The 26555-nt window shown below is 32.2% G+C and carries 29 protein-coding genes and 1 pseudogene; 5 read left to right on the forward strand and 25 right to left on the reverse strand.

The annotated features are described in order from the left end of the window. Positions 1–122: 122 nt before the first annotated feature. The 6 genes from KGF39_RS05650 to KGF39_RS05675 form a co-directional block, all read right to left on the reverse strand. A complete protein-coding gene (locus tag KGF39_RS05650) occupies positions 123–1076 on the reverse strand; it encodes a cell wall-binding protein Cwp25 (protein ID WP_227821520.1) in 954 nt (317 codons plus the stop codon). A gap of 99 nt (positions 1077–1175) precedes the next feature. Beyond that, complete coding sequence (locus KGF39_RS05655; RefSeq protein ID WP_227821521.1) at positions 1176–2411, reverse strand: glycosyltransferase family 4 protein; 1236 nt, start codon at positions 2409–2411, stop codon at positions 1176–1178. A gap of 43 nt (positions 2412–2454) precedes the next feature. After that, positions 2455–3309: a hypothetical protein gene (locus KGF39_RS05660; protein WP_227821522.1), complete on the reverse strand. Its 855-nt coding sequence runs from the start codon at positions 3307–3309 to the stop codon at positions 2455–2457. A gap of 127 nt (positions 3310–3436) precedes the next feature. Further along, complete coding sequence (locus KGF39_RS05665) at positions 3437–4612, reverse strand: phosphoribosylaminoimidazolecarboxamide formyltransferase (RefSeq protein WP_227821523.1); 1176 nt, start codon at positions 4610–4612, stop codon at positions 3437–3439. A gap of 98 nt (positions 4613–4710) precedes the next feature. Then, positions 4711–5595: a fumarylacetoacetate hydrolase family protein gene (locus tag KGF39_RS05670; protein ID WP_227821524.1), complete on the reverse strand. Its 885-nt coding sequence runs from the start codon at positions 5593–5595 to the stop codon at positions 4711–4713. 356 nt (positions 5596–5951) lie between these two features. Beyond that, entirely contained in the window at positions 5952–6407 is a 456-nt protein-coding gene (locus KGF39_RS05675) for a hypothetical protein (RefSeq protein WP_227821525.1), read from the reverse strand. A gap of 197 nt (positions 6408–6604) precedes the next feature. Here KGF39_RS05675 and KGF39_RS05680 point away from each other — a divergent pair, with 197 nt between their 5' ends. Both KGF39_RS05680 and KGF39_RS05685 read left to right on the forward strand, forming a co-directional pair. Next, the gene (locus tag KGF39_RS05680) at positions 6605–7330 is read left to right on the forward strand and encodes a LysR family transcriptional regulator (RefSeq protein ID WP_227821526.1); all 726 of its coding nucleotides are present in this window, start codon (positions 6605–6607) and stop codon (positions 7328–7330) included. Between the two features lie 14 nt (positions 7331–7344). Then, on the forward strand, positions 7345–7707 hold the full coding sequence (locus KGF39_RS05685; RefSeq protein WP_227821527.1) for a helix-turn-helix domain-containing protein: 363 nt from the start codon (positions 7345–7347) through the stop codon (positions 7705–7707). Between the two features lie 161 nt (positions 7708–7868). On the opposite strand, the gene KGF39_RS05690 is transcribed toward KGF39_RS05685, so the two are convergent. Then, positions 7869–9008, reverse strand: coding sequence for an alpha/beta fold hydrolase (locus tag KGF39_RS05690; RefSeq protein WP_227821528.1), 1140 nt, complete (start codon positions 9006–9008; stop codon positions 7869–7871). Positions 9009–9063: 55 nt separating this feature from the next. Further along, positions 9064–9525: a MarR family transcriptional regulator gene (locus KGF39_RS05695; protein WP_227821529.1), complete on the reverse strand. Its 462-nt coding sequence runs from the start codon at positions 9523–9525 to the stop codon at positions 9064–9066. A 197-nt stretch (positions 9526–9722) separates the two neighbouring features. Here KGF39_RS05695 and KGF39_RS05700 point away from each other — a divergent pair, with 197 nt between their 5' ends. Both KGF39_RS05700 and KGF39_RS19850 read left to right on the forward strand, forming a co-directional pair. Then, on the forward strand, positions 9723–9920 hold the full coding sequence (locus tag KGF39_RS05700; protein WP_227821530.1) for a plasmid mobilization protein: 198 nt from the start codon (positions 9723–9725) through the stop codon (positions 9918–9920). 4 nt (positions 9921–9924) lie between these two features. Then, the gene (locus KGF39_RS19850; RefSeq protein ID WP_308463831.1) at positions 9925–10068 is read left to right on the forward strand and encodes a DUF4368 domain-containing protein; all 144 of its coding nucleotides are present in this window, start codon (positions 9925–9927) and stop codon (positions 10066–10068) included. Positions 10069–10173: 105 nt separating this feature from the next. Here KGF39_RS19850 and KGF39_RS05710 read toward each other — a convergent pair. The 9 genes and pseudogenes from KGF39_RS05710 to KGF39_RS20190 all read right to left on the reverse strand — a co-directional run. After that, positions 10174–10907: pseudogene (locus tag KGF39_RS05710) on the reverse strand (type IV secretory system conjugative DNA transfer family protein); the annotation flags it as partial. A 60-nt stretch (positions 10908–10967) separates the two neighbouring features. Continuing rightward, positions 10968–11138, reverse strand: a complete 171-nt coding sequence (locus KGF39_RS05715; RefSeq protein ID WP_227821531.1) for a hypothetical protein — start codon at positions 11136–11138, stop codon at positions 10968–10970. A 58-nt stretch (positions 11139–11196) separates the two neighbouring features. Further along, positions 11197–11616 (reverse strand): hypothetical protein, encoded by a 420-nt coding sequence (locus KGF39_RS05720; protein WP_227821532.1) that lies wholly within the window; start codon positions 11614–11616, stop codon positions 11197–11199. A 269-nt stretch (positions 11617–11885) separates the two neighbouring features. Continuing rightward, entirely contained in the window at positions 11886–12398 is a 513-nt protein-coding gene (locus KGF39_RS05725; RefSeq protein WP_227821533.1) for a PTS glucose transporter subunit IIA, read from the reverse strand. A gap of 53 nt (positions 12399–12451) precedes the next feature. After that, complete coding sequence (locus KGF39_RS05730; protein WP_227821534.1) at positions 12452–13234, reverse strand: sulfite exporter TauE/SafE family protein; 783 nt, start codon at positions 13232–13234, stop codon at positions 12452–12454. Positions 13235–13325: 91 nt separating this feature from the next. Further along, entirely contained in the window at positions 13326–14447 is a 1122-nt protein-coding gene (locus KGF39_RS05735; RefSeq protein ID WP_227821535.1) for a radical SAM/SPASM domain-containing protein, read from the reverse strand. Positions 14448–14474: 27 nt separating this feature from the next. After that, positions 14475–15839 carry a sulfatase gene (locus tag KGF39_RS05740; protein ID WP_227821536.1) on the reverse strand — a complete coding sequence of 455 codons (1365 nt, stop codon included), beginning with the start codon at positions 15837–15839 and terminating at the stop codon, positions 14475–14477. 29 nt (positions 15840–15868) lie between these two features. Further along, positions 15869–16423 (reverse strand): alpha-glucosidase C-terminal domain-containing protein, encoded by a 555-nt coding sequence (locus KGF39_RS20185; RefSeq protein ID WP_413926972.1) that lies wholly within the window; start codon positions 16421–16423, stop codon positions 15869–15871. A gap of 10 nt (positions 16424–16433) precedes the next feature. Beyond that, on the reverse strand, positions 16434–17216 hold the full coding sequence (locus KGF39_RS20190) for an alpha-amylase family glycosyl hydrolase (RefSeq protein ID WP_413927070.1): 783 nt from the start codon (positions 17214–17216) through the stop codon (positions 16434–16436). Between the two features lie 425 nt (positions 17217–17641). On the opposite strand from KGF39_RS20190, the gene treB reads away from it, so the two are divergent. Beyond that, on the forward strand, positions 17642–19081 hold the full coding sequence (gene treB, locus KGF39_RS05750; protein ID WP_227821537.1) for a PTS trehalose transporter subunit IIBC: 1440 nt from the start codon (positions 17642–17644) through the stop codon (positions 19079–19081). 91 nt (positions 19082–19172) lie between these two features. On the opposite strand, the gene treR is transcribed toward treB, so the two are convergent. The 8 genes from treR to KGF39_RS05790 all read right to left on the reverse strand — a co-directional run bounded on the left by treR (position 19173) and on the right by KGF39_RS05790 (position 26553). Then, positions 19173–19886: a trehalose operon repressor gene (treR, locus tag KGF39_RS05755; protein WP_107594407.1), complete on the reverse strand. Its 714-nt coding sequence runs from the start codon at positions 19884–19886 to the stop codon at positions 19173–19175. A gap of 215 nt (positions 19887–20101) precedes the next feature. Continuing rightward, positions 20102–21292, reverse strand: a complete 1191-nt coding sequence (locus tag KGF39_RS05760) for an MFS transporter (RefSeq protein ID WP_227821538.1) — start codon at positions 21290–21292, stop codon at positions 20102–20104. 1101 nt (positions 21293–22393) lie between these two features. After that, positions 22394–23080: a CPBP family intramembrane glutamic endopeptidase gene (locus tag KGF39_RS05765; protein WP_227821539.1), complete on the reverse strand. Its 687-nt coding sequence runs from the start codon at positions 23078–23080 to the stop codon at positions 22394–22396. A gap of 27 nt (positions 23081–23107) precedes the next feature. Beyond that, a complete protein-coding gene (locus KGF39_RS05770) occupies positions 23108–23419 on the reverse strand; it encodes a helix-turn-helix domain-containing protein (RefSeq protein WP_004453624.1) in 312 nt (103 codons plus the stop codon). A gap of 188 nt (positions 23420–23607) precedes the next feature. Next, positions 23608–24129, reverse strand: a complete 522-nt coding sequence (locus tag KGF39_RS05775) for a nitroreductase family protein (protein ID WP_227821540.1) — start codon at positions 24127–24129, stop codon at positions 23608–23610. Between the two features lie 96 nt (positions 24130–24225). Beyond that, positions 24226–24720 carry a GNAT family N-acetyltransferase gene (locus KGF39_RS05780; RefSeq protein WP_227821541.1) on the reverse strand — a complete coding sequence of 165 codons (495 nt, stop codon included), beginning with the start codon at positions 24718–24720 and terminating at the stop codon, positions 24226–24228. A gap of 33 nt (positions 24721–24753) precedes the next feature. Further along, on the reverse strand, positions 24754–25203 hold the full coding sequence (locus KGF39_RS05785; protein ID WP_227821542.1) for a MarR family transcriptional regulator: 450 nt from the start codon (positions 25201–25203) through the stop codon (positions 24754–24756). A gap of 354 nt (positions 25204–25557) precedes the next feature. Then, positions 25558–26553, reverse strand: coding sequence for an isocitrate/isopropylmalate dehydrogenase family protein (locus KGF39_RS05790; RefSeq protein ID WP_227821543.1), 996 nt, complete (start codon positions 26551–26553; stop codon positions 25558–25560). Between the last annotated feature and the right edge of the window lie 2 nt (positions 26554–26555).

Here is a 26555-nt window from a genome sequence, read left to right on the forward strand (position 1 = left end):
AGATTTTTGGTCCAACAATTGGGGTGCAGTACAATCTATATTTTTAGACAGCCTCTTCTCATACATTTTATACCATGATAAAATGAATAATCTACTAATCTTCAATGTATATATTCACTTTACTAATGACACTCTATCACGTTTACAGCATCCAAACACTGCTCTATAATATTCTTATCACTTATACCTATTGCTGTTACTTTACTAGCTCCATTTAATATACTCTTATCACTTTTATTTGAAACTAAATCCACAGGAACATTTTTTGCAAGTGGTGATGCAACTAAAGCATAAACTAAATCATCTCCACTTGTTACATAGAACTCTTTTGCTCCATTATAGAACTTTTCAATAACATTTTTATTAGTTTGATATCTATCAGCACCACCAATTCTAGTTGCTCTATATCTACTCACTATGTAATTACTTAATGTAGACTCTCCTCCAATAGCATATACTGGAACAGGAGAAACTCCAAACCATGGGTCTAAATCCGTATCTTCTTCTGCTGAGGCTATGTCTTTTGTCAATATAATAGGAGCTCCATCTCTATACGCAACAGATGCAACACTTACTGCATCAGCTTCATCTTTAAATCCATTTACTAAAAACATTTTATCACTGCTTTTAATTTTTTCTATTTCAGCTGCAATTTTATAACTTGTATCTACTCTATCTACTCCATCAATTCTTATAACTTGCATTCTTCTCATAAGCAACATTTTTTCTACGTCTTTACTTATAGAATTTTCTCCGCCTATTACATATATCTTAGTAACCCTATTAAGTCTTTGAAGTGTTGCTTCTGGTATATCATCCTTATTAGTTAATAAAATAGCTGCGTTGTTTACTCCTGCAAGACCACTAGCAGCAATACCATCTACCATTGTAGAATCAGAGTTGATAAGAACTGCTGTTGTAAAATCTTGCTTGTCTGAAATAAGCCCAGCTGTCTCATATTTATCTACCCCTTGAATATTTTCAATCTTATCTAGTGCGTTTATTGATGTTGGAAAACTAATACTTAACAATAGTGCTGAAATACCTAATGCTAATATCTTTTTACTAAGCCTCATGATTACCTCCCTAAAAACAAATATATTTATTACTAGTATAATATAAAATCACTTAAAAATAGTATAAAAATAGTTACACTTTTTATATTTTAAATAATTCTAAATTAAGCATAATTCATCGATTAAAATAACTTCATTCATTCTATATGCTAGCCCATCCCACGTTTTTTTTGACATATCTATAGACGTCTTCTTCTTTGATTTATTCAGTAAAGATTGTATTTTAGAATCTATTGAATTATACAAATTGTTTTCAAAAACATATAACTCTTCATCTTTTGGAATACCTTCTTTCTCCATAAAAGGTAGAGGAACATACTCTATCTTCCCAGAATCATTAATCTCACTACCAATCCATTCTTTAACACCAAGAATATCAGTACTAATTACATCTGTACCACAAGATAAAGCTTCTAAAACCACAACTGGTAATCCCTCATATAATGATGGTAACACAAATATTTGTGACCTGTTGAATAATTCAGCTAATTCTCTCTGTTCTAATTTACCTAGAAAATTCATCTTAAATGGAGATTTACTTGCTAGTTTGAATATCTCATTATATGATTCAATATCACTTCCAGTACCTGCAAAATTGACTTCTATTAAATCTTTACGATACTTTAATTTAGATATCGCTTTTATAAATGGAATAAGTCCCTTTGATTTGCATATCTTACCTGCAAATACTATTTTTATTTTATCATCTTTTACTTTGTAATTTTTATTATAAAAAATATCATCATTATAACCACTACCAATTACAACTACTTTATTTTCACTGACTCCAAAAGTCTTTATAATATCATATTTTTGATTTTCATGAAGGGCAAATATTAAATCCAACTTTCTTATATTTGATATTATGTATTCTTTCTCTAAATCAATAGTATTTAATTGTCTTAAACAAGTTCCATGACATATAGACATGACCTTTATATCTTTTACAATCTCTCTAACAAATGCAGTTAAAAGATATAAATGATGACATATTATAAGTTCTGGTTTAAAGTCATTCATAGCCTTATCTATATTTACTTTAAATTGATGTTTTAATCTATTTATCATGTCTATATTTAAATCTTTATATCTTGTACTTTCATATGGCATAGAATCACTCATGCCTACAACAGGAAAATTTAACTCTCCATAATTATACTTTACTGGATAAAAACTTACATCACTTGGAAAACAATTTACATCATCATTCACATCTATTCCTGCAATTACAGCTTGCTTATGACCTATCTTTTCAAACCCTTTTATCATGCCAGACAAGTATATACCACTACCTGTACTATTTGGTTTTTGTGTTATTATATGAAGAATTTTCACTTTTCGCTTACCTCCCTTCTAAAATTAAATAGTTTTATAAAGTCTAATCATTATATATATCTAAATATAAACAAGATGAATCATCTTTTACTTTAAATCTTGGTACTTTAATTGCTTTATAGTCATTATCTTCAAAATCTCTTACTTTGTTGTGTATATATCCTATACCAAATTTTTCTGCTATACGTATCAATTCTTCCTCTTTTATTAGATTATATCTATCGCATGCACTTGTAAAACCATCGCTCGTTAGCATCAATTGAAAATCTTTTTTTATTTCAATGTATCCATATATAGAATTTTCCACAGCTTCCTCATCAAAATCCAATATCCAATATCCATCTTTCGTATTTTTCTTCAACCTATTGCTTACTATTGTATCCATAACACTAGCTCTAATCTCATCAAATGTCATTTCTTCTAAGTTAGAAAGTTTGCTCATTTCATCAAATACAATATCATCAAATTTACAAATACTTCTATCTTTTATAACTTTAGAATCTCCATTTTTAATAAACAAAGCACAATCTCCTAATAAAAAATACTCTACTTTATTTTCATGAAATTTTACAACAGCTATAGAACTCGATGGTAAATCTAACTTTTTAACCTTAATCCCATTTAATCTTAATTCATACTCTTTTTTTACTTCTATTATTCCAGTATTAATAATACTCTTTAATGATTCTTCTTTATTTATATTTTTATATAGATACCTACTCCACCACTGAACATACCACCTTGCATCACTTTCATTTGATACTAAATTTTTTCCATTAAGTCCTGTAGCACCATCTAAAACCCATGCGCCAAATGGATTTATACCGACTACATCTTCATTGAATTTAGCTGTCCCTTGATTACATAATAGGCTATAGTTTCTTATATTTAAAGCCATATCAACCTCCAAATTGAATATCTAAAAATAAAGTTCTATTTAAAATTATACAGCAAATAAAAAAATCTACAACAAAACTTGTTGTAGATTTTTATTTAATCTATAATGTCTTTATATTTTCCATATTTTAATGATAGAATAATCTATTTTTAGTAAACGCCATAACTATATTGTACTTATTACAAGTCAATATAACATTGTCATCACGAATAGAACCACCTGGTTGTGCTATAAAGCTTACTCCACTTCTTTTTGCACGTTCTATATTATCTCCAAACGGGAAAAATGCATCTGAACCAAGTGCTACTCCTGTTAAAGTTTTAAGCCATTCCCTTTTTCCTTCTCCAGTTAAAGGCTCTGGTTTTTCTTCAAATAAGTTTTGCCATATACCATCAGCAAGTACATTCATATAATCATCAGAAAGGTATACATCAATAGTATTATCTCTATCTGGACGACCTATGTCTTTTTTAAATTTTAGGTTTAATACTTTAGGATGTTGACGAAGATACCAAATATCAGCTTTGTTACCTGCAAGTCTAGTACAATGAATACGTGATTGTTGACCTGCACCTACTCCTATTACTTGTCCATCTTTAGCATAACAAACTGAATTTGATTGTGTGTATTTTAATGTAATAAGGGCTATAATTAAATCACGCTTTGCATTATCTGTAAAAATTTTATTATCAGTTGGAATGTCTTTTAATATGTCTTCATTTATTAATATTTCATTTCTACCTTGTTCAAAAGTAATTCCATAAACATCCTTTGTTTCAATAGGTTCAGGAGTATAATTTTCATCTATTTTTACAATATTATAGTTTCCGTTACGCTTTCCTTTTAATATTTCAAGAGCTTCATCTGTATATCCTGGAGCTATTATACCATCAGAAACTTCTCTTGCTATAATAGTTGCAGTCTCTTTGTCACATACATCTGAAAGTGCTATAAAGTCACCATAAGAAGACATTCTATCTACTCCTCTTGCCATTGCATAAGCACAAGCTAATGGAGAAAGCTCTAAATCATCAACAAAATATATTTGCTTTAAAGTATCTGATAAAGGTACTCCTACTGCTGCTCCTGCTGGACTTACATGTTTAAATGAAGTTGCTGCTGGAAGACCTGTAGCTTCTTTTAATTCTTTTACAAGTTGCCAACTATTAAATGCGTCTAAAAAATTTATATATCCAGGTTTCCCATTTAATACTTCTATAGGAAGTTCTCCATTTTTTATATAAATCTTTGATGGTTTTTGGTTTGGATTACAGCCATACTTTAATTCTAGTTCTTTTGCCATATACTCATCCCTCTCTATAATAAATTAATCATAAGTTTGATTAATCCTATATTAATTAAATTATTCGTACTAATAAAATTATATGGTATATTTATCCATTAATCAACTATATTTTTTAAAACTCCTATTCCTTCGACTTTACATTCAACTATATCGCCATGTTTTAAATATACTTGAGGATTCATTCCCATAGCAACACCTGCTGGAGTTCCAGTTGAAATTATATCTCCTGGCTTTAGAGTCATCCCTCTTGATAAATCACTTATTACAGTAGGTATATCAAATATAAAGTATTCTGTATTAGAATTCTGTCTTACTTCTCCATTTACCACACTACTTATATCTAATTTTAAAGGATGTTCAAATTCTTCTTTATGTACTATGCAAGGTCCCATAGATGTATGTGTATCTAAGCTTTTTCCTCTAAACCATTGAACATGTTTATCTTGAAGTGCTCTTTCACTTATATCATTTACTATTGTATATCCAAATATATATTCATAAGCATCTTCTTTTGATATATTTATACCTTCTTTACCTATGATTACTGCAAGTTCTGATTCATAGTCCAACTTCTCTACCAAATCTCCATGTAAACTTATCTTATCATATACTCCGATTATTTTGTCTGCTCTCTTAGAAAAATAAATTGGATAATCTGGCATAACTACATTTTTTATAACTCCATCTGGGATTTCATTGACATGGTCTTTATAGTTTAGACCTAAACATATAATATCTTTTTTAGGTCTTACAATTGGGGAACATAATTTAACTTCTTCTAACTTATAACACCTTGCGTTTTCAAATGAATTGTTTTTTATTTTTTCTAAATCTCCTGTAGATACATTTTCAATAAAATCATTCATATCAGTATATAATTTACTTAATCCTAAACTATTAATTTCATATATACTATTTGTTTCTGAGTTAAATACACCTATATTTTCTTCATTGCTACTACAAAAAGTCACAAATTTCATTTTTATTCCTCCATTCAATAAGTTGATTAATATTATTTAATTTTTATTAGTTTATATAAATTGTAATTCATAATATTTATATGTCAATACATATTTGCAAATAGAGTTCTAAAAAGCGCAATAATCATAAATATTAGAATTTATAAAAAATAGTAAATTTTTGTGTCATTCCTAACATGTTCTATGCAATCGCTGAAACGCCGGAAAGCCGAATGATTGCTGGGTTTGTTGGCGTTTCCGGCCCCTCATTTTGAGCGAAAATTTCTTTGAAAATCGGTGAAATGGTGCCCTAAATGGTGCCCACATTCCACGAGGCCCTATAAAAAGCAGCGGGGAGTAGTAAAGGCTTGTGTCGTTTACAGCTCTAAACCGCTACTTTTTCTCTTGGGTTCCTGTCTGCTCTTTTCTTTGCCTGGCGTGTCCTGCCGGGGCTGCTTGGGTTTGGGGTGAATGGCTGCATGGTAGGCGTCCAGCACTTCCTGTTTGCGTTCCAGCCGCACATCGACATACCGGGCCGTGACAGCCTCAAAGTTCATCGACATGCCCAGCGACGCGCCGATACCGGCGAGAGTGTGGCCCAGCACTTCGCCCACCGTGTAAAAGTCGCCAGTGAGTTGGTGCATATTTGTGGCCGCGCTATGCCTCAAATCGTGATAGCGTATATGCGGCATATCCAGCTCGGCCAGCAGCTTTCCAAATCCTGTTGAAATCCAGTTGGCCGCTTGCGGCGCTCCGTTCTCCTTTGCTACAACAAGATTGTTGTCATAGAACGGCGTGCCTGCTTTTTCGGCGGCGGCCTTTCGTGATTCCACAAGTGCCAGCTGCTTTTCAAAGTAGGGCCGGGCAACGTCCGTGATGGGGAGCCGCCACCCGTAACAAGGGCAACTTTATTTTTAAATTTCATGCAAATACCTCCAATATTTTTGATTTCATTATACACTGGGTCACTTTTGATGTATAATAGTTAAAAATGATATATTCAATCATGATAAATGATAAGGTGGGGAAAATGGAAAGTTTGGACCTTAGAATTTTTCGGGAAGTTGCCACCGAAAAATCTATTTCAAAAGCTGCTGAAAATCTTAATTATGTTCAGTCAAATGTTACTGCACATATAAAGCGTTTGGAAGAAGAATTGAATACGGTTTTGTTTATTAGGCATGGAAAAGGCGTTACAATCACTGATGATGGGAAAAAGTTATTATATTACGCCAATGCGATTTTAGATATGCTTGATAATGCTGCCGCCGAGTTTCATACAGAGAGCACCGGCCTACGGATTGGAGCTTCACAAACACTTTCTGTTTCCCGACTTCCAGCTTGGCTGTCAATGTATAAAAGCAAATATCCAAATGTCGCGCTTTCCGTAAAAACAGATAACCAAAATTCACTTTTAGACGCTTTGGAAAAGTCCGAGTTGGATTGTGTTTTTGTTCAGCCCATATATTTATCAGAGCATTACAAGACAATATTTCATTTTGAGGAAGAGTTGCGCATAGTGGCACCTTTTGGTTGCAAAGAATCTGATATAAATAAAATGCCTATTGTTGTGAACAATCTAAATACATGCCCATATAGAAAAATGTTGATGGACTGGTATTTTAAGAAATTTGTTTATCTGCCTAAAATTGTGGAGCTTGATACAGTTGAAGCAATTATTCATTCTGTGGCCTTGGGTATGGGCATATCACTACTCCCAGTTTGTGTGATTGAAAGGCTGAATTATAGAATGTAATAGGATGATGTGATATGCAAAAGGAACGAGAAACAGAAAACTTTGTGCGCCTTGGTGCTGATTTGAAAGAGGCTCGCAAGGTGTTGGGTTTGTCCCGCCGCGCCCTTGCTGAAATGGTGAACATCGACCCGCGCTATCTTGCAAACATTGAGAACAGCGGCAGCCTGCCCAGCCTCCCGGTTTTTTACCAGCTGGTGAAGATATGTAAGCTCCCAGTGGAACGATACTTTTTCCCGGCAGACAGTGAGCAGGACGGCAAGGAGAGAGAACGGGTGGCGCTCAAATTAGAGCTATGTCCTAAAGAGTATTTATCCATCATAGAAGCGGCCATAGACGGGGCAATCAACCTGAAAGAAACGAGGAAGCGTAAAGGTTAAAGCTGATAAGGAAGTATGTAAAGCAAACTTATCAAAACGGCTGACAAACAGAGTGTGAATAGAATGGGCGTATCGTCATAACAGGCGGTGCGCCCGTTTTGTTGTTCTGTCACGCAGTAGAACCGTGTTTTGGGAGGTGGGAATATAAAACCCTTACTGCTCTATTTATTTGCAAATACCGTATCCAACCAATTTACGATTAAATTTGTTGCTATTATATGATTTCCAATTTGACAATGTTGCTCACCTCCCTCTGCTTCTGTGAACAAATGGGATGTTAGGGATTTAGCAGATTGAATACGATTTCTCAGCCGATAAAACTGCTTGACCGGAATATAGTGGTCTTTTTCCCCGCCTAATAGCAAAATTTCCTGTGTGAGTTTAGGCGTAATGTCTTTCAATGTGTGCTTTGAAAGACTTTGATAAAAGTCATACACGGTCTTTGTTCCCGTAATATACATACCTTGCGATAATGCCCAATCCGCTAAAACACTTTTTTTGCGAAGCCGCTTAGCAATCGCATTGATAATGCTCCTCCAATGCTTTCGATAAGAAACCCGCAAAATCTGACAAATTGGAGCGGGAAATATGTGGGTCATGACTTCCAGCCCATTATCCATCACATCATAAGCAACCGCCGCAATAATCCTTTTCTCATATGCGGCGCTGCGAAGTGCAAAATATCCTCCCCATGAAATGCCAACCATTGCACAGCAATTTAGGTGATAAAAGTCAATAACAGCAGAAGTCGGTTTTTCAAAATCATAGCGGAAGAACAGGTTTTCACGTATGCAATCGCCTTGCCCCGGACCGTCAAATAAAATTACGGTATAGCCTTTTGAGGCTAATGGGCTAACTTGTAAAACAAATTCCTCAATGAATGAGTCGTATCCACCACAGATAAGAATTGTTCCTTTTGAGTGAGCTGCCGATATTTTTATACAATTTAGTGTTCCTTGTTCAAAGGGCACATTTTGTTTGCAATATTCCAGATGGAGTTCCTTTTCAAAGCCTTGATAAAAATTTGAAATGCACTTTTTGTATATCAAAGATTTCTGCTCATCATCTGCTTTTAGGAAAAATTCAACCATGCGGTAATAATAAGCGGCATGAAGCCAACGCTTTTCCCGTTCAGCTTTTTCAGCAAGGGTAAGCCACGCTTTGTTCCATTCCGAAAAAGTTTGAATATGAGCCATTGCTTTTATGACCTCTTGCCGATTGCACGCCAATTCTCCATAAGTTAAAACTCGGTTGATTTGAAAATTAAATTGCTGAATGGGATTGATATAATCAAATGACATAGTAAGTTTCCTTTCTGTGTTAAGCTACTTAACAGAGGTTGTAAAAAATTTACTCTCAATTTTGAGAGAGTAAGTTCCACATTTTCTGAACATCAACTGCTAATTTGGCTAATGTGTCCGTTGTTTCCGAGGGATATTTAGAAAATATATCCGACAGTTGTTTGCGCAGCCATTGGTGCTGTTGTTCATGCTCCATGCAGACAGATTTTCCGCTCTCTGTCAGCCTTAATACTACTTCATTATCTGTTTCCGGGGACGGCTCTTTTGTGATAAATCCTTTTTTTACCAACTTGCTTACCATTTGTGAAACGGCACTTTTTGAAATACCTTGCTTCTTTGCAAGAACCGTTATATTTTGGTTATCTTGCCTGTTGATTGCAATTATTGTGTGAATTTCAGACAAACGTAACTCGGAGCCAATGCCACGTAAATGTATCTGCTTTTCTAACTGATTATATTGGTTCATTGTTTGAAGAAACAAATCACAAAGCTGGTCTGTTGTAATATGGTTACTCAACTCGATGTCCTCCGTCTGTTAATCTACTTAACAGATTACACCATGTTTAACGATTAGTCAAGCACTACAAATAAATTTTCCCACCATCTTACGATATCTTTCGAGTGCCGCCGTAAATATTTTGCGACGGTTTTTGTAGTTTCTTTGGCATTTTTCTCTTTCGGATTGTTGTAGGAAATGAAAGGGGGGGAAAGCCAATGCAAAACAGAAAACGGGATATTCAAATCATTGTTCGTGTTACCGAACAGGAGTGGCAGCTTATAGCTGAGAAAATGGCGCAGATACCCACTGATAATCTTGCCGCATACGCGCGCAAAATGCTAATAGACGGTTACATTATTTTACTGGATACAGCAGAGATATATCAAAGAATTAACGCCGACTATCATCAATGAGTTTGTGAAGCGGATAATTGTCCACGCTCCCGACAAGAGCAGCGGAAAGCGTGTGCAGAAAGTGGATATCGTTTGGAACTTTATCGGTATAGTGGATTTTCCGAATGAGCCGCAAACCGAAACAACGACAAAGGAAAAGACGGCATAGCCCTTTGAGGAGCTATACCGTCTTGATTAAAATACTTCCTTATGGGTGCTTGACTAAAAACGCAACCTCCGTTTTTTCATGGAAATGTACCAGCTGGGTACGGGGCGTTTCCGCTTTCTGCCAGAAGTCGTCCCCACCCTTGACCTCGCCCTTGGTGTTGGCAATCAGCACGTTTACCAGCTTCAAAATGTCCTTTTCCGAATGGATATACGCGAACGGGTTATAGTGGAAGCTCTTTTTGAAATTGATGGTGTTGAATACCCGTATCTTGTACTTAGCCCGTTTCAGGGCATTTCCACATTCGACTAAGACGCTGCCTTTTGGGTCACCACGCAATAACTGGAATGAAGCTGTAAAAGGTTTGGTTTGAGCCAGAACCGGGTTTTGCCACTGCCGAAACCGCCCATGATAAGACAATTTTTATTTCTTGCTGTCGCCGGATTCTTGGGGCGTCCATTCATGGTAAGGCTTTCGGTGGCGGTCAGAATCACGTTGTTTTCCGGCTTGGGGTCTACAAAAGGTTTTATATCGTCCGGCGTCCCCCAACGCGCCGAACCGTATTCAATATTTTTGCGCCACTTCTTGCCGTTCTTTTTCTTGACGTACACCACCAGCCAGATAGCGGTGACCCCGGCCAGCCCACAAAGCAGGTCGCGGAGGTTGAGGCTGGGCAGCGGGTCGCGGCCCAACAGGGCAAGGCCGTTTACCGCGTCCATGAGCTTTTTCCCGATGTTGGCCCCGGTGGAGAGCCGGAACGATTGCCCCAGCTTGTCGGCCAGCCAGAAAATGAACAGATACGGGAGGTTAGGGAGGACGTATTTTTTCAGCTTATCGCTCATAACGCACGTTCCCCCTTGTCATGGTGCCGCTCCTTGCTGATGGTGCCTTTCACCAGCTCCTTAAACTTGGAGAGCCGGGCCAGAACGGACGGCCTGTTTCTGCCGGACGGCGCGCTGCTGCTCTTTCATAGCCGCCAGAGCCTTTTCAACCGCCCGCATAACTAGCCGGGCCATGAGCTTGTTTGCTTGGATAACCAGCGTTACCGTGCGGTTATTTATATCTTCCTGCATGAATCAGCCTCCTTTCTTATAGGCTGGAAAAGGGAACAAGTTCCCTCGAAAATTCAGGTTACAGTTCCGGGCCGTGCTGTTTCTGCCTGGGCTGTTTTCCCTTGGCGGTGGCCTCCTTTCCCTGCTGCCCGGCCATGTAGTCGCCCATAATGTCGTCATAGTCCAGCAGGAATGAAAAAAGGAAGTAGCTCCTTGCCTCCGGGTGTCCGGCCAGCAGTTCCACATCATCGGGGAACGCAAGGCCCAACACACCATAGAGGACGCGCAGCACTTCCAGCAGTTCGGTTTCCCGGCCATCTTGATACAGGCCGGTAAGCAGGGTATACACGCGGTCGGTGGTGTCCGTGTCGCCGCCCGTGACCGTCCAGAGCATTTGGGCGAACGGCTGGGTATGCGCCCCGGAAATCAGGTTGATTTTATCCTTGACGACCTCCCTGGACGGGCGCAGTATGCCCCTGTCAATTAGTGTTTGATTCATTGTCAGTCTCCTTTTTTCGTGGTGCTTGTGGTGCCCAAATGGTGCCCGACTGCTTTCAAACACGAAATAAAGAGAAACAACACGATTTTAGGAGATATGCGGAAAGCCTGATTCTATGCGGCTTTGTGGGGTATCTTATAAAACAAGACAAGAGCTTTTAAGCCGTTTTTTCGGTTTCAGGCAATAAAAAATAGTCTACTTAATTGTGAATAGTTCTAATAAACTTTATTTATGCAGATATACTTTTATAAAAGAAGATATAAAATTACTTACATATAAACTTTCATTACATCTTCACCAGCACGAATATTCCCTATTTTTAAAGTTTCAATTCTATCTATATCATAAGAATTTGTTATAACTACAGGAGTTATAATAGATTTAGCATTCTCTTTAATTTTTTTCAAATCAAAATTTATAAGTTTTTGCCCACAAACAACTTTGTCTCCTTTATTTGCTAATAATTCAAATCCCTCTCCATTCATATTTATAGTATCTATTCCTATATGTATTAATATTTCCAATCCATATTCATCCTTTAAACATATAGCATGTTTAGATGGTAAAAATATTTGACTTATCTCTCCATCAACAGGGGAATAAACAGCTCCTTCTTGTGGTTCTATAGCAATCCCATCACCTAATACTTTTTCAGCAAAAGCATCATCGGGAACATCGGCTATACTTAACACTTTTCCTGAAATTGGTGATTGTAATATTCCTTTTATATAATTATTTTTCACTTCTTCTTTTTTGTTTTTTGAGAATAATTTTTTTAACATCTTAAATCTCCTTATATTAATAATTTAAAATAAACATCCAATATCTATATGCTTTAGTTGATAAAGTACAGCACCTGAAATATGCTGTATATATTTATTCCAGTAATAACTATAGTCATATATGAAAACATATACTTAACTTTCCTATCATCCACCATTTTGCTGATAAAAGAACCCATAAATCCTCCCAAAACTGCTCCTATTATCATAAAAGGTAATCCAGATAAATCATATGCCCCAAATCCAGTATTTATCAAAACTGTCATTAACTTTGAAATATTAGAAAATAAAATAGTTATAATAGAATTAAAAGCAGCTTCTTTAGCTGATAATCCAAATAACAATGTGAACACAACCACATTTATAGGTCCTCCTCCTATTCCCAAAACTGAAGATATAACCCCTAAAAAAATACCAATACTAAAATAAGTAATATTAGTATTGAATTTTATATTTAAACTTTTATCTCTATATAAATAAACCATTATTAACAAAATAGTCATTATAACATTTTGAATTACTTTTATTATAGATGAGCTATTTACATATGAAATTGATAAATCTAATAAACTTTGACCTATAATACCACCTAATATCGAAGCTCCACCAATTAAAATAAGTCTCAAACTTATTTTAAAAATTTTTAACTTAATTTGTTTATATGTAGAAACAACAGCCATTGATAATACAGTAAATGATGACAATATACTGATTGTAGCCACATCAAATACTCCAATCAAGTCTAATATTGGTTTTATTATTACACCTCCACCAATACCTGTTATTGCTCCTATAGTTGTTGCAAATATAGATATTGCGAATAAAATTATATTCATTAAAAATCATCCTAACTAAATTTATTATATTTTAAATCCTTTAATCGTACATAATTTTCAATAACTTAAGCTAGAATTCTCAACACTAAAATTATTTAGGTATTTGATTTTTATATACTAACTCTGCTATTCTTTTTAAATCATTAAAGTTACACATTAGAAAATCTTTATATCCACAATAATTACTATTAGAATCAATATACATAAAATTTTTCATTCTTTTACACCCACCACCGCATATTCTATAGAAATTACAATTTATACAAATACTTTCTTTTTGTATATTTTCATGTAAAAATTTATACATTGTAGGCTTTCTCAAAATATTCAATAGAGTATTATCCTTTATATTACCTAAATTATAGTTATCTAGAACATAAAAATCACATGGATATACACTTCCATCAGCCTCTATTACAAACTGTGGTTGACATTTTCCAATTATTCCACAGATGCTTGGTATTCCTGTAATTAAGAGAGATATAATATTATCAAACAAATTAATACTTATGTAATTTCCATTATCCAGTTCATTTTTCCAAAGTTTAAATACTATTTTATAAAAATTTGCAAAATATTTAGGTTCCAAAGAGTACTCTGATTTATCCTCACAATATAAATCATCTAAACAAGGAATAAACTGAATATATTTTATATCAGTTTCTTTTATAACATTAAAAACTTTATTTGGATTACATGCAATCTGATTTGTCAAAACACATAATATGTTAAATTCTATTTTATGTTTTTCTAATAGTTTTTTTGTATTTATTACATCTTCATAGCTTCCCTTATTACTTAAATATACACGATTTTTGTCATGTATGTCTTTTAGCAAATCTAATGATAATCCTACTAAAAAATTGTTTTTCTTTAGAAATTCACACCATTCTTTATCTATAAGTGTTCCATTAGTTTGAATAGAGTAATTTACTATTATATTTTTTTTAGTTTTATTAACATATTTAATAAAATACTGATAAAATTTTACACCTGCCAAAGTAGGTTCTCCACCTTGAAAAGCAAACACAACTCTATCTCCATTATCCAAAACTTCAAATGTATTATCTATTATGTTTTTTATGGTATCTTCTTGCATAATACCATATGACTTAATTGCTCTTAAATTACTTATATTAGCATAAAAGCAATATCTACATCTTAAATTACATAATGATGATACAGGTTTAATTAAAACTGATATACTTCTCATTATAAAAACCTTCTTTTTTAATATTTTTTACTTATCAGATAGAAGTCTATAATACTCATCTCTTCCTGGATAAGCTCTACCTTCTTCTATTTCTGTTTTCCATCTACTTGAACCTACTCCTTTTATAGGACCTTTTAAAAGGGGGTCTTTTGTTTCTAACATCCAATTATCAACTTTCTTTCTCAATTCATTTGCTATATCTTGATAATCTGAATCATTTATTAGATTATTTTCTTCTAGTGGGTCTTTTCTTAAATCGTAAAGTTCTTCTTTCTCATTAGGAACATAGAATTTATCTCTTACAGCTTTACCAGATAAGCTTAAATGTGAATCAACTGTAATATATATTTTAGGTCCATCTTCAAAGTTTCTAACATAGCTATATTCATTAGTTCTTATACCTCTCATTGGTCTATACTGGTCATGCCATGTCATTTCTGTAAAAAATGAATCTCTTCCTATATCTTCACTTGTCTTTAATAACTTAACAAAACTTTCTCCATCTATATTTTTAGGGATTTCAGCTTCAATTAAATCTAGTATGGTCGGAAGTAAATCAATATTACATAATAATGCTTCTTTTTTCACGTTTTTTTGAGAGGATTCAGGTAATACAATTATAAGAGCTGTCTCTAATCCTGCTTCTTTTAACATTCCTTTAGCTCCTGGAAAAGCAACACCATGGTCTGTTGTAAAGATAACAATTGTATTTTTATCTAATCCTGTTTCTTCTAATTTATTATATATTTTGCCTATTGCATCATCCAATACTTTTGCTGAACCATTGTATAGAGCTATATCTCTCCTTACATCCTCTGTATCAGGTAAAAACTTAAATACCTCTACTTCATCTAATCCATCTGCATATGGTTCATATTCATCAAAATCTCTATGAGTCTCAAAAAATCCAACATTTAAATAAAATGGTTTTTCTTGATTTTTTTTATATGTTTCCAAAAATTTAATCACTTCTTCAGCAACTCTCGGAGCTCTATCACCTGGAACTGATATAAAGTTATCATATCCTAAGTCATAAGTTGAAGAAAATACTCTATCTTCTATTGGTGGAGCTTCATTTATAGTTTCATGACTTAATCCTATTAATGTTGTCTCATATCCATTTTTTTGTAACTCCATAGGAAGTGTTGTATGTTTAGCATCTATACAAAAACCTAGATGTGCAAGTCCAATTAATCCATTATTATGAGGATACAATCCAGTTAAGATACTACCTCTACTAGGGCTACATTGAGGTGCAACACAAAAATAGTTATCAAATTGAATTCCTTTTTTAGCTAGTTTATTTACATAAGGAGTTTCTACATTATATCCATAGCTATTAAATTTTCTTCCACTATCATGAGAAATCATAAGTAAAATATTTGGTTTCATTAATATTACCTCTTTCTATTATTGTCTATTTATTTACTGTAAAATGATACTGTTTCATAAGGTTTTAATCTTAACTTAGGTTCTAAATCTCTCTTTGTATAATTTCCTATTAAATATGTAAATGGTTTTTGTAAAAATTCTTCACTAATATCTACTTCAACTTCATAATCATAGAAATTATTAAATACTATTAACTGTTCATTTTCTAAGCTTCTTAAATAAGCATAAACCTTATCATTATCTAACAAAATCCCTTTGTAACTACCTTCAGATATAATGTCCAATTCTTTTCTTAAAGATATTAGACTTTTATAGAAGTTAAAAATTGACCCTTCTTTAAGCTCCCTTTCAACATTTATCTCTTTATAATTTTCAGCTATTTTAATCCATGGTATCCCATTTGTAAATCCAGCATTTAACTTACTTGACCATTGCATAGGCGTACGACTATTATCCCTAGACTTAAATTTTACAATATTCATTATTTCTTCTTTCTCAACTTCATTTCTCAACAGCTCATTGTATGCGTTATGAGTTTCAACATCCAAATAGTCATTGATTTCTTCAAAGCTTGGATTTATCATACCGATTTCTTCACCTTGATATATATGGTGTTCCTCTTAGTAAATGTATTGTTGCAGCTAACATTTTTGATGCTTCTACCCTATATTCTTCCTTGCAAAATAGACTAATTGCTCTTGGTTGGTCATGATTATTCCAAAATAAGGCACTCCATCCGCCACCTTTTTCGATTTGTTCTTGCCATTCATTTAAAATCTTTTTTAACAGTATAAAATCAAAGGGTCTGTTACTCCACTTTTCTCCATTTTCATAATCTACTTTTAAATGATGAAAATTAAATGTCATTGAAAGCTCTTTTTCTTTAGGATTGGAATATAATATACAATTTTTAATAGTTGTTGAAGACATTTCTCCAACAGTCGTTATACTTTCAAGCTTTCCAAAAGTTTCTTTGTTCATTTCTTTGATAAACTCATGAACAATAGGCTTGTCTGTATACATTTCTTTGCCTACATTATTTGTAGAATCCTTCAAATCTTCGTCTTTACCAATTACGTTTATTACATCAAATCTAAACCCTTTAACCCCTTTATCCAACCAAAAATTTATAACTTTATATAGTTCTTTTCTGACTTCAGGATTAGGCCAATTTAGGTCAGCTTGTGTAATATCATATAAGTGTAAGTAATATTTATCTGTATCTCCAAACTTAGCCCAAGCACTTCCCCCAAATTTAGATTTCCAACTTGTTGGTGGTCTATTATCTTTTTTTCCATCTCTGATAAAATAGAAATCTTGATATTTTTTATATATAATCAGCAATATCATATCCATTATCTTTTTGTGGTGACACAAAAAATGGGTTAATCCAAATTATATCCACCCCTAATTTATATAAATAAGGTAATTTATCTATAATTCCTTTTAAATCTCCTATTCCATCATCATTAGAATCATTAAATGACTTTGGATATATCTGATAAATAGCTTTTTTTTGAAATCCATGTATAAAACTTCCTTTCTTTTTGTCTAGACAAATTTTATATATTTATGATAAACCTTTTCGTTATCAAAATCAATATTTAATCTAAATAAAAAATATAATCTCAATCTTTTTTTATTAATCACATAGTATTCCTGTTTTTCCAAAGCTATACAATATATTTTATGACAATCAATATAAAAAACAACTAGGATAACGTTGACATAGGAAATTGTCTATGGTATATTAATTTCAAGATTTGTCTATACAACATTACATTTTAGGGGGAGGTAATTTTATGAGTATACAAAAAGAAAATGCGCACCATAAAGAACAGGTTGAACAAATTCTTGAAGCAATTGGTGGAATAGACAATATAATATCTGCAACACACTGTATTACTAGATTAAGATTTGCTCTACATTCAGAAAATAAAGTTAATGTAAAACAGTTAGAGCAAATAAATATAGTAAAGGGAAGTTTTACTTCAAATGGTCAATTTCAAGTTATTATAGGTCCAGGACTTGTAAACAAAGTTTATTCTATATTGTTAGAAATTACTGGACTCAAAGAAGCGACAAAGGCTGAGGTTAAGGAGATTTCTACTAAAAAATTAAACCCACTTCAAAGAGCTATAAAGGTGCTAGCAGATATATTTATTCCTATACTACCTGCTATAGTTGCCTCTGGTTTATTAATGGGTATAAACAATCTACTTGCAAATCCAGGAATTTTCTATGAACAACCTTTTTTAGAGGTTCATAGCAACTGGGCTGGCATATCTAATATGATTAATCTTATTGCAAATACTTCATTTGCATTCTTACCAGCACTAATAGGTTGGTCAGCTGTCAAGAAGTTTGGAGGAAATCCTGTACTTGGTATTGTATTAGGTCTTATTTTAATTAATCCAGATTTAATGCCTGGTGCACAATACTCTAAAACACCTGAAGCTGTTACTTATTGGAATATATTTGGGTTTAATATTGCTAAAATAGGTTATCAAGGCCAAGTAATTCCTGTTCTATGTTCTTCTTATCTTTTAGCAACAATCGAAAAGTTTCTGACTAAAAAAATCCCTGAGATGGTTCAACTTATTTTTGTTGCTCCTCTTACATTATTAATAACAGGTTTTCTAACTTTTTCTGTTATAGGACCTGTAACAATGTCATTTGCTAACTTAATCACAAATGGAATCCTTGGATTATTTGAAATTAATGCAATACTTGCAGGTGCATTGTTTGGATTTATATTATCTCCATTAGTTATAACAGGAATGCATCACTTATTCTTAGGTATAAACTTACAAATGATAGGTACTTTAGGATTTGCAACATTATGGCCAATACAAGTTATGGCTAGTCTTGGGCAAGGTGCAGCAGCTTTAACTATGTTTTTCATATTAAAAAACAAGAAAATCAAAGGAGTTGCATTAACAGCTGCAATTTCAGCTTGGCTAGGTATTACTGAACCAGCAATATTTGGTATAAACTTACGTTATCGTTTTCCTTTTATGGCCTCTATGATAGGTGCAGGTATCGCTGGAGGAGTTGTATCTTACTTTAATGTTAAAGCGGGTTCTATAGGAATATCCGGTATTCCAGCATTCTTATCTATATTTACAGAACAATGGGGTGTTTATTTCTTGGCAATGGGTCTTTCTATAACGATTACTTGTATACTTACATACCTATTCTCAAAGAGTAAATATTTTAATAAAGAATTTATAGAAAATTAAAGAAACACATAAATCAACTGTACTGCACTCCAATTTTTGAACCAAAAATCTAACGATTGGAATGCAGTACATTAGACGCTCTTTTTTAGTACTAAAGATTTCTTCGTCTTGCAAAATCCACAAATCTAAATGTGTCAACTCTATGTCTGGATTCATGATACTGAAATAACCTTGTATCTTCTAAATATACTTCACTTCTTATCACTACAACATGTGTATCTGTTCTAATATCTAGCAACAGCTTATCCTCTTCTGTAACAGGATTTACTGTTACCTCTCTATTTGCATAACCTATTTTTAATTCTAGATTTTTCTCTATATAATTAAATATTGAACTTTGAACTGCCCTTAATGGTATTTCTGGTATTATTTCAAATATAAAATAATCTTTATCTAAAATAACAGCTTCTCCATTAATTTTTCTAAGTCTTTCAACTGATATGACCTTAGTTTTTGTATCTATATCTAACTTCTTACAAATTTCTAAAGGCATAATCTCTTTTTTATTTTTGAGTACATTTATTTCCGTATCTAAGTTTTTATTTCTTTGTAACTCGTCGAAACTAATTAGCCCTGCTCCTTCTATCTCAAACTTATTTATATCTAAAACAATAGCACCTTTACCCTGTTTTTTTTGTATAAAGCCCTTCTCTAATAAAAGAGCCTGTGCTTTTCTAATAGTTTCTCTTGATACTTGATATTTTTGAGCAAGCTTTACTTCCGTTGGCAGAAGTTCTCCTATTTCATACACATTATTTCTTATGTCTTTTTCTAAATCTAAATATATTTCATAAAATTTTTTCAAGTAAATCACTCTCATTCATAATTAATATTCATACTTATCCCATTTTATATAAATATCATATTATAGACTAAACTGTCAAATATTATTAAATTTAAAAAAATCACTTCAACAATATAATTAATTATTTACTATGCAATACCTCCAAACAGCTAACAATTATTGTTGGTCTCCATACAACAAATGAAGAAGAGTACCTAACAGAGATTTAGATACCTCTATTGAATATTCTTAAATGATTTTGCTTTTTTGAATGTCCATATTCCCAGTAATAACAAAGCAATACTAGGTAATATAAATGGGAAATCCAAGTTAATACTACTTAATGGTGCGAATATCATCATCCCTAATGGCGTTGCTAATGTGCTAAATAAATCAACATAAGAAAACATTCTCCCTATATAAGTAGGGTCACTATATTCTTGTACCATGGTAATAATTGGTGTGTAATACAATGGACTTCCAATCCCCATAATGAGCATAAATAATGCGAATAACCAAATTGAGTTTGCATAAATTAGTAACCCCATTGATAACCCAAAAATACAAATGGAATAGCCCACGAGTTTCATATGTGAAATGGTTATTTTTTTATACCCTAAATAAAGACTTCCTAGCAAGGCTCCAATTGAAAATGCCATTTCGACACACGTCAAAACCCAGACATCATCATCCAAGCGAGTAGAAGCTAATAATGGTGTTAATTGTGACGCTGGAACAACAAGGATATTGAATAGTGTATAAAGGCTTATGATAGTTCTAAGTTTAGTTGATTTTGTTAAGTATTGAACCCCTTGTTTAAGCTCTAACCATCCATTTTCAGAAGAGTGTCTTTCTTTGTTTTTGATTGGGATAATTAGTAGCAGTAAAATACCAATAACAGCAGTGATAACATCTATCATTAAAACAACGCTAAGAGAGAAAAAACTCAATGCAATACCAGCAAATGCAGGTGAAATAAGTTGAATAATACTCCAAGTGGTTGTTGAGTAACTATTTGCCCTCATTAATTCTTCTTGTGGAATAAATGAGGGCAAGATGCTTTTTGTTGCTGGCATTTGGATACCACTTCCAATAGAACGCAGACTATTAAAAACATATATCCATAGAATAGAGTTGTTTCCACTTGCATAAATAACAGCTAAACACAATGTAGAAAGAGCAATGAAGCTATCAGAAAGCATAATAATCTTCTTCAAAGGGAAGCGGTCAGCAATTACTCCACCCACAAGCATAATAAGTGCCTGTGGTAGAAAAGTCGTAATTGTAATACCCGTAATTGCTATACCTGAATTTGTTTGTAGAGTTACATACCAGATTAGCGATAAAGAGACAATAGAAGACCCTAGCATGGAAACAGTTTGACTAGTCATAAAAATAAGTAACTTTCTTTGCCAACTTAATTTCATAAATACCTCCCAATAATTCTTTTTAAATTTTCTTTTATTTGTATTTCATCAAAAATATTTGTATAAGTAGCTATAGAAGATTGTATAGATTTCTCGACAGATAATTATTCCACTATTTATTCCAGCCCCAAGTCCAACATCAATAATTTAATCTGCTGAAAGCCATGAATTAAATTTGAACACATGAAACAAGCTTTGGAATACCAATTGGTAAACTCGCATAATCCATAAAAAATTCTTTTGGCTCAGTAATAACACTCTGTTTCAAAAAATTAATTTCTTGCATATAAATCATCTCCTGTCATAATCATGTTAGGTCATGACACAGTGTTAGGTGCAAGAGGAAATTTTAAAATAAAACACATATAATAAAAGAACCAATAACAAAGTCTTTATTCCTTGTTATTGGCTGCTACTTTTTTAAAGAGGTACATAGTCGATGAATTATTCTATAATCTTCCAAATTGTCTTGTTTTTCCAAGATCAATTCATATTGTGAAATTTGTGTTGTTTTTATTTGCTGTTATAAATATTCCACACCAACAATTGCCGTAGTTTGATTATATTCTTGCAGATAGATTGGCTTCACTAGCTTTACAATCTGATGTCCTATACTGAATGTAATCGTTGATGTATCGTTTAGAAGCTTGTAAGAATTAATATTCTGTTGACTCAAAGCCCTGACTTTGTTTCCATAATATTCAAAGCGTAGTTTGACATTTGATAGTAGTTTGACATTTGATAATGGTTTATCAGTATCTTCATTAATCTTCTGGACTTTCACATTTCCTAATTTGATGATGTTGACTTTATAACTCGTTTGTTTAGAGCTTTCTAAGTGAAATTCCAACATAGCTTGCTCATTTAATTTTTTATAAGCAATCTAAGCACCTACTTCATTTTATGGAACTTTATGATAAGTAACATTTCCATTATTGGAGTTAGCACTTGGTGTAATCGTAATAATGTTACCCTCTTGTTTTAAATTGGCGTTTGTTAAGTTGGATTTTAACATCATATTGATTAATCAAAAAAAGACGCTCATTTTTTATGAACGCCTTCCTGTAAATTATCAGCTATATATACAAATATTTTTATTATCTACCTAATAAATATAGCAAATAAGCTCCTCAATAGTATACAAAGCCCTACATCTCTAAACCTTGATTTAACTAATCCAAGCACAATACCAAAAACAGTACCTATCATAACTTTTGAAATAATAACTTCAAAGGTGTAGCTTGAATTGTTATACAAATTTATGTAATTTCGTACAACATCTATATATCCTATATTATAAATTCCAGATAATATAGATGTTATACAGATAATTTTACTCTTTGACTTTATAAAATTACTTAGATAGTTCCATATATATTCTCTAAAAAATAACTCTTCAAATATTGGAACTATCAATACAGACAAAGTCATCATAGTTACATTAAAAAATATATATCCCTTAGTGCAATAAGTTGCAATTATTGCTAAAGATAAGACCACTATAAAAAGTATCAGCTTACACTTTTCAATAAGTATATTGTTTTTATTTTCTTCAAAAGCCTCTGTGATTTTTCTATTTCTCACCTTGTTATACAAAGAATTATCTTTTAAAAATAAAATTAATGATAAACCAACTAATGTAAAAGAAATTAAGTTTATAATATTAAAATTTTCAAGAGTAAATTCAAATTGACTTAGAAGTACATAATTCAAAATCATCCTTAATATTTGAACTATAAACATCAATAAAATAGAATCTATTATGCATTTTTTGTAACTATACTTCATCCCAATTTAAATCACCCCATGTATATGCTAATCGTAAAGTCCATTTAATACCCTACTTACAGTTGCTTTGCTCCAACTTGTTTGATTTGAAATTTCTTTATAGCTTAAGCCATCTCTTCTTAAACTCTTTATATTATTTATATCATCATCAGTAATTTGTTTTTCTTTTGGCTTAAGGCTATTTTTATAGCTTCTTAGTCTATCCAATTCTGATTTCAAACTATCTACCTCAAACTGTTTTTTTTGAAGTTTACTCTCATAAGAATCTCTCATCTCATTAAACTCTTTAATGTAGTTTACTTTCCAGTCCTCATCCATTTTTGTTTTAAATATACCCATATTTTAACCTCCTTAAATTTTGTTACTCAAGTTATGTATCGATTATAAACATTAATTTCTATATTTATCTTTAAAATCCTTGTACATAACCCCTAGATAAGTTAGTAAAATTCAGATATATTTTTACAATTTTAAGTATATATTAACAATATCAAAAAATATAATGTCTTAATACAACATATTATATATTAAAAGCTATTAAAGTGAACCTTTTCATAGTCCAAATCAGAGTCACAGTATGCTCTCTTCTCTTCATCAGGATATCCTATAGAAATTATACACTCCACACTGTACTTATCAGGTATTTTTAACTCATCTCTAACATATTTATCAGCTTCTATATTATCATCATGTATCCTATTTCTTACTTGTATCCAACAAGAACCTAATCCTAGTTCATGAGCTTGAAGTTGTATATATGAAGCAGCTATACTTGCATCCTCTACCCAAACATCATTTTTTTCCTTATCTGCAATAATTACAATAGCTAAAGGTGCATTTTTTAAGAAAAATCCACCACCTTTAACTCTACATTGAGATAAATTAATTAACTTTTCTTTGTCATCTACCACTATAAATTCCCATGTTCTAAGCCCCTTTGATGATGGAGCTAAAAGAGCAGCTTTTAATATTTTATCTAATTTTTCTTTTTCTACTTCAATATCCTTGTATTTTCTAATACTTCTTCTTTTCTTTAGAAATTCAATCATCTAAATCATCCCTTTCATAATAGTATACACTAGGTTATATTATGCTCTTACTAATACTGAAAATCTATTATTTACCCCTTGTATTATAAATGCTTTTTATAATATTTTATCATAACAGTAGAAAGATTTCTCCTTTCCTAAAAAACTCATTTCTCCAATTTTGATAAAACCACACTTTGTAAGTAGTGAATTCATTTTTGAATTTATTGAATATGTGTCGCTCTTTAAGTAGTATACACTGTTTTCTCCAGCTAATTTTTCAGCAAAATCAACTAATTTAGATGCTATTCCTTTCTTTCTAAAATTTGGATTTACAGCCATTCTATGTATTACTATTGCTTTTATATTAGATGACCAATTTAAGCCTAAATATTCTTCTGGCTCTTCATAATTAAGACATATAAACCCTGCTACTTCTCCATCCACTTCATAAATATATAAATCTTGTTTCTTAATATCTGAAACAAAGTCTTTTTCTAATGGGTAATTTTCATCCCATTGTGTATTATTATAAGTCTTCATTTCTTCCACTGTAGATTTTATAATTTTCATAATGCTTTCTAAATCATTCATGTTCGCTTTTCTAATCATAAAAATATCTCCTTAAGTTAATGTATTTATTTACTATCTCTTTACTTTAAACCATTCATTTTCTACGTTTTTGCTCATTTTTTCTAATAATTTAGTTGCCACTTGTTTTTCTTCATCTGTAAAGTTCTCAAAACATATCTCTATACTTCTATTCTCTTCTTCAATTATCAACTCATAAACTTCCAAAGATTTATCAGTTGGAGTTAAATTATATCCTCTTTTATCAAACTTATCCTGCTTTTTATCTACATATCCTGCCTTTATTAATTTTTGTATAGCCTTGGTTGTTGTAGCCTTGTCTACCTTTAACATATTTGATAATTCCACAAGATTTATACCAGGGTTTTCACAGATTCTTGTCAAAAATGTAAATTGTCCTTTTTGTAACTTTAATTCCTTGTACTTAATATCATTTATTGAATTTACTGCTCTAGATAAAGTACCTACTTCTCTTAATATATTACTATATAAAGTCTTAATCAAACACACCTCCACTGAACCTCCCACAACTAAAGTCACAGGTTTTCTGCTTCATAGAATTTCGCATAATCAATATATTCATTTTTAGTTGAAAGTTCAACTTTATTTGAATTTTACCATATATTGGTTGAAAGTTCAATTAAAAACAATAAATTTATTTAATCTTTCTTTGTCTATTAATCAATTAATTTTAAAATTAAAATGGGTATCCCAAAATGAACTTTTTCGTTTATGAGGAACTCTCTTTTGTATAAAATAAATACATTTTTATCATTTCAACAATGAAAAAAGGCTTATCTCTATTTTGAGACAGCCTCTTTCTTTTAATCTATATTCTACTTTTTCCATAAATAAAATCTATATAATGTATTTACACACTTCATCCGCAAACTCTGTAGTTGAAGCTGAACCACCTAAATCTACAGTCAATTTACTTCCTTCAAGAAACACTTTTTCTAAAGCTGTTTCTATTTTTTGTGCATTTTCATATTCACCTAAATATCTAAGCATCATTACTGATGATTGAATGAGTGCTGTTGGGTTAGCTTTATTTTGACCAGCTATTTGTGGAGCACTTCCATGGACAGCTTCAAATATCGCACAGTCTTTACCAATATTTGCACTTGGAATTATACCTAGACCTCCAACAAGCCCAGCACCTAAATCAGATAGTATATCTCCATAAAGATTTGGCATTACCATTACATCGTAATTTTCTGGATTTAAAACTAAGTTCATAGCTGCTGCATCCACAATCAAATCATCATACTCTACACCATGCTTTGATGCTACTTCTCTAAATACATCTAAAAACAATCCATCAGACATTTTCATTATATTTGCCTTATGTATAGCTGTAACTTTTTTTCTCTTATTGTCTTTAACATAGTTACATGCGAAATCGACAATTCTCTCACTTGCACCTCTTGTTATTATCTTTATACTTTCAGCTGCATAATCACCTATTTTATGCTCTATTCCAGCATATAAATCTTCTGTATTTTCTCTTACTACTACTAAATCAACATCTTCATATCTTGATTTTATACCTTTAAAACTTTTAATAGGTCTTAAATTAACATATAAATCTAATGCCTGTCTTAGAGTTACATTTACACTTCTAAATCCTTTACCTACAGGAGTAGTAATTGGACCTTTTATAGCTATTTTATTCTTCTTTATACTATCTATAATATATTCAGGAAGTGGAGTACCATACTCTTCAATAACTGCCTCTCCTGCATTAACTTCTTCCCATTCTATTTTTACCCCCGTAGCTTCTACTACCTTTTTCATAGCTTTCGCAACTTCTGGTCCTATTCCATCGCCTGGTATAAGTGTCACTTTATACATTC

Source organism: Clostridioides sp. ZZV14-6345 (genome assembly GCF_020657775.1).
GTDB lineage: Bacteria > Bacillota > Clostridia > Peptostreptococcales > Peptostreptococcaceae > Clostridioides > Clostridioides difficile_D.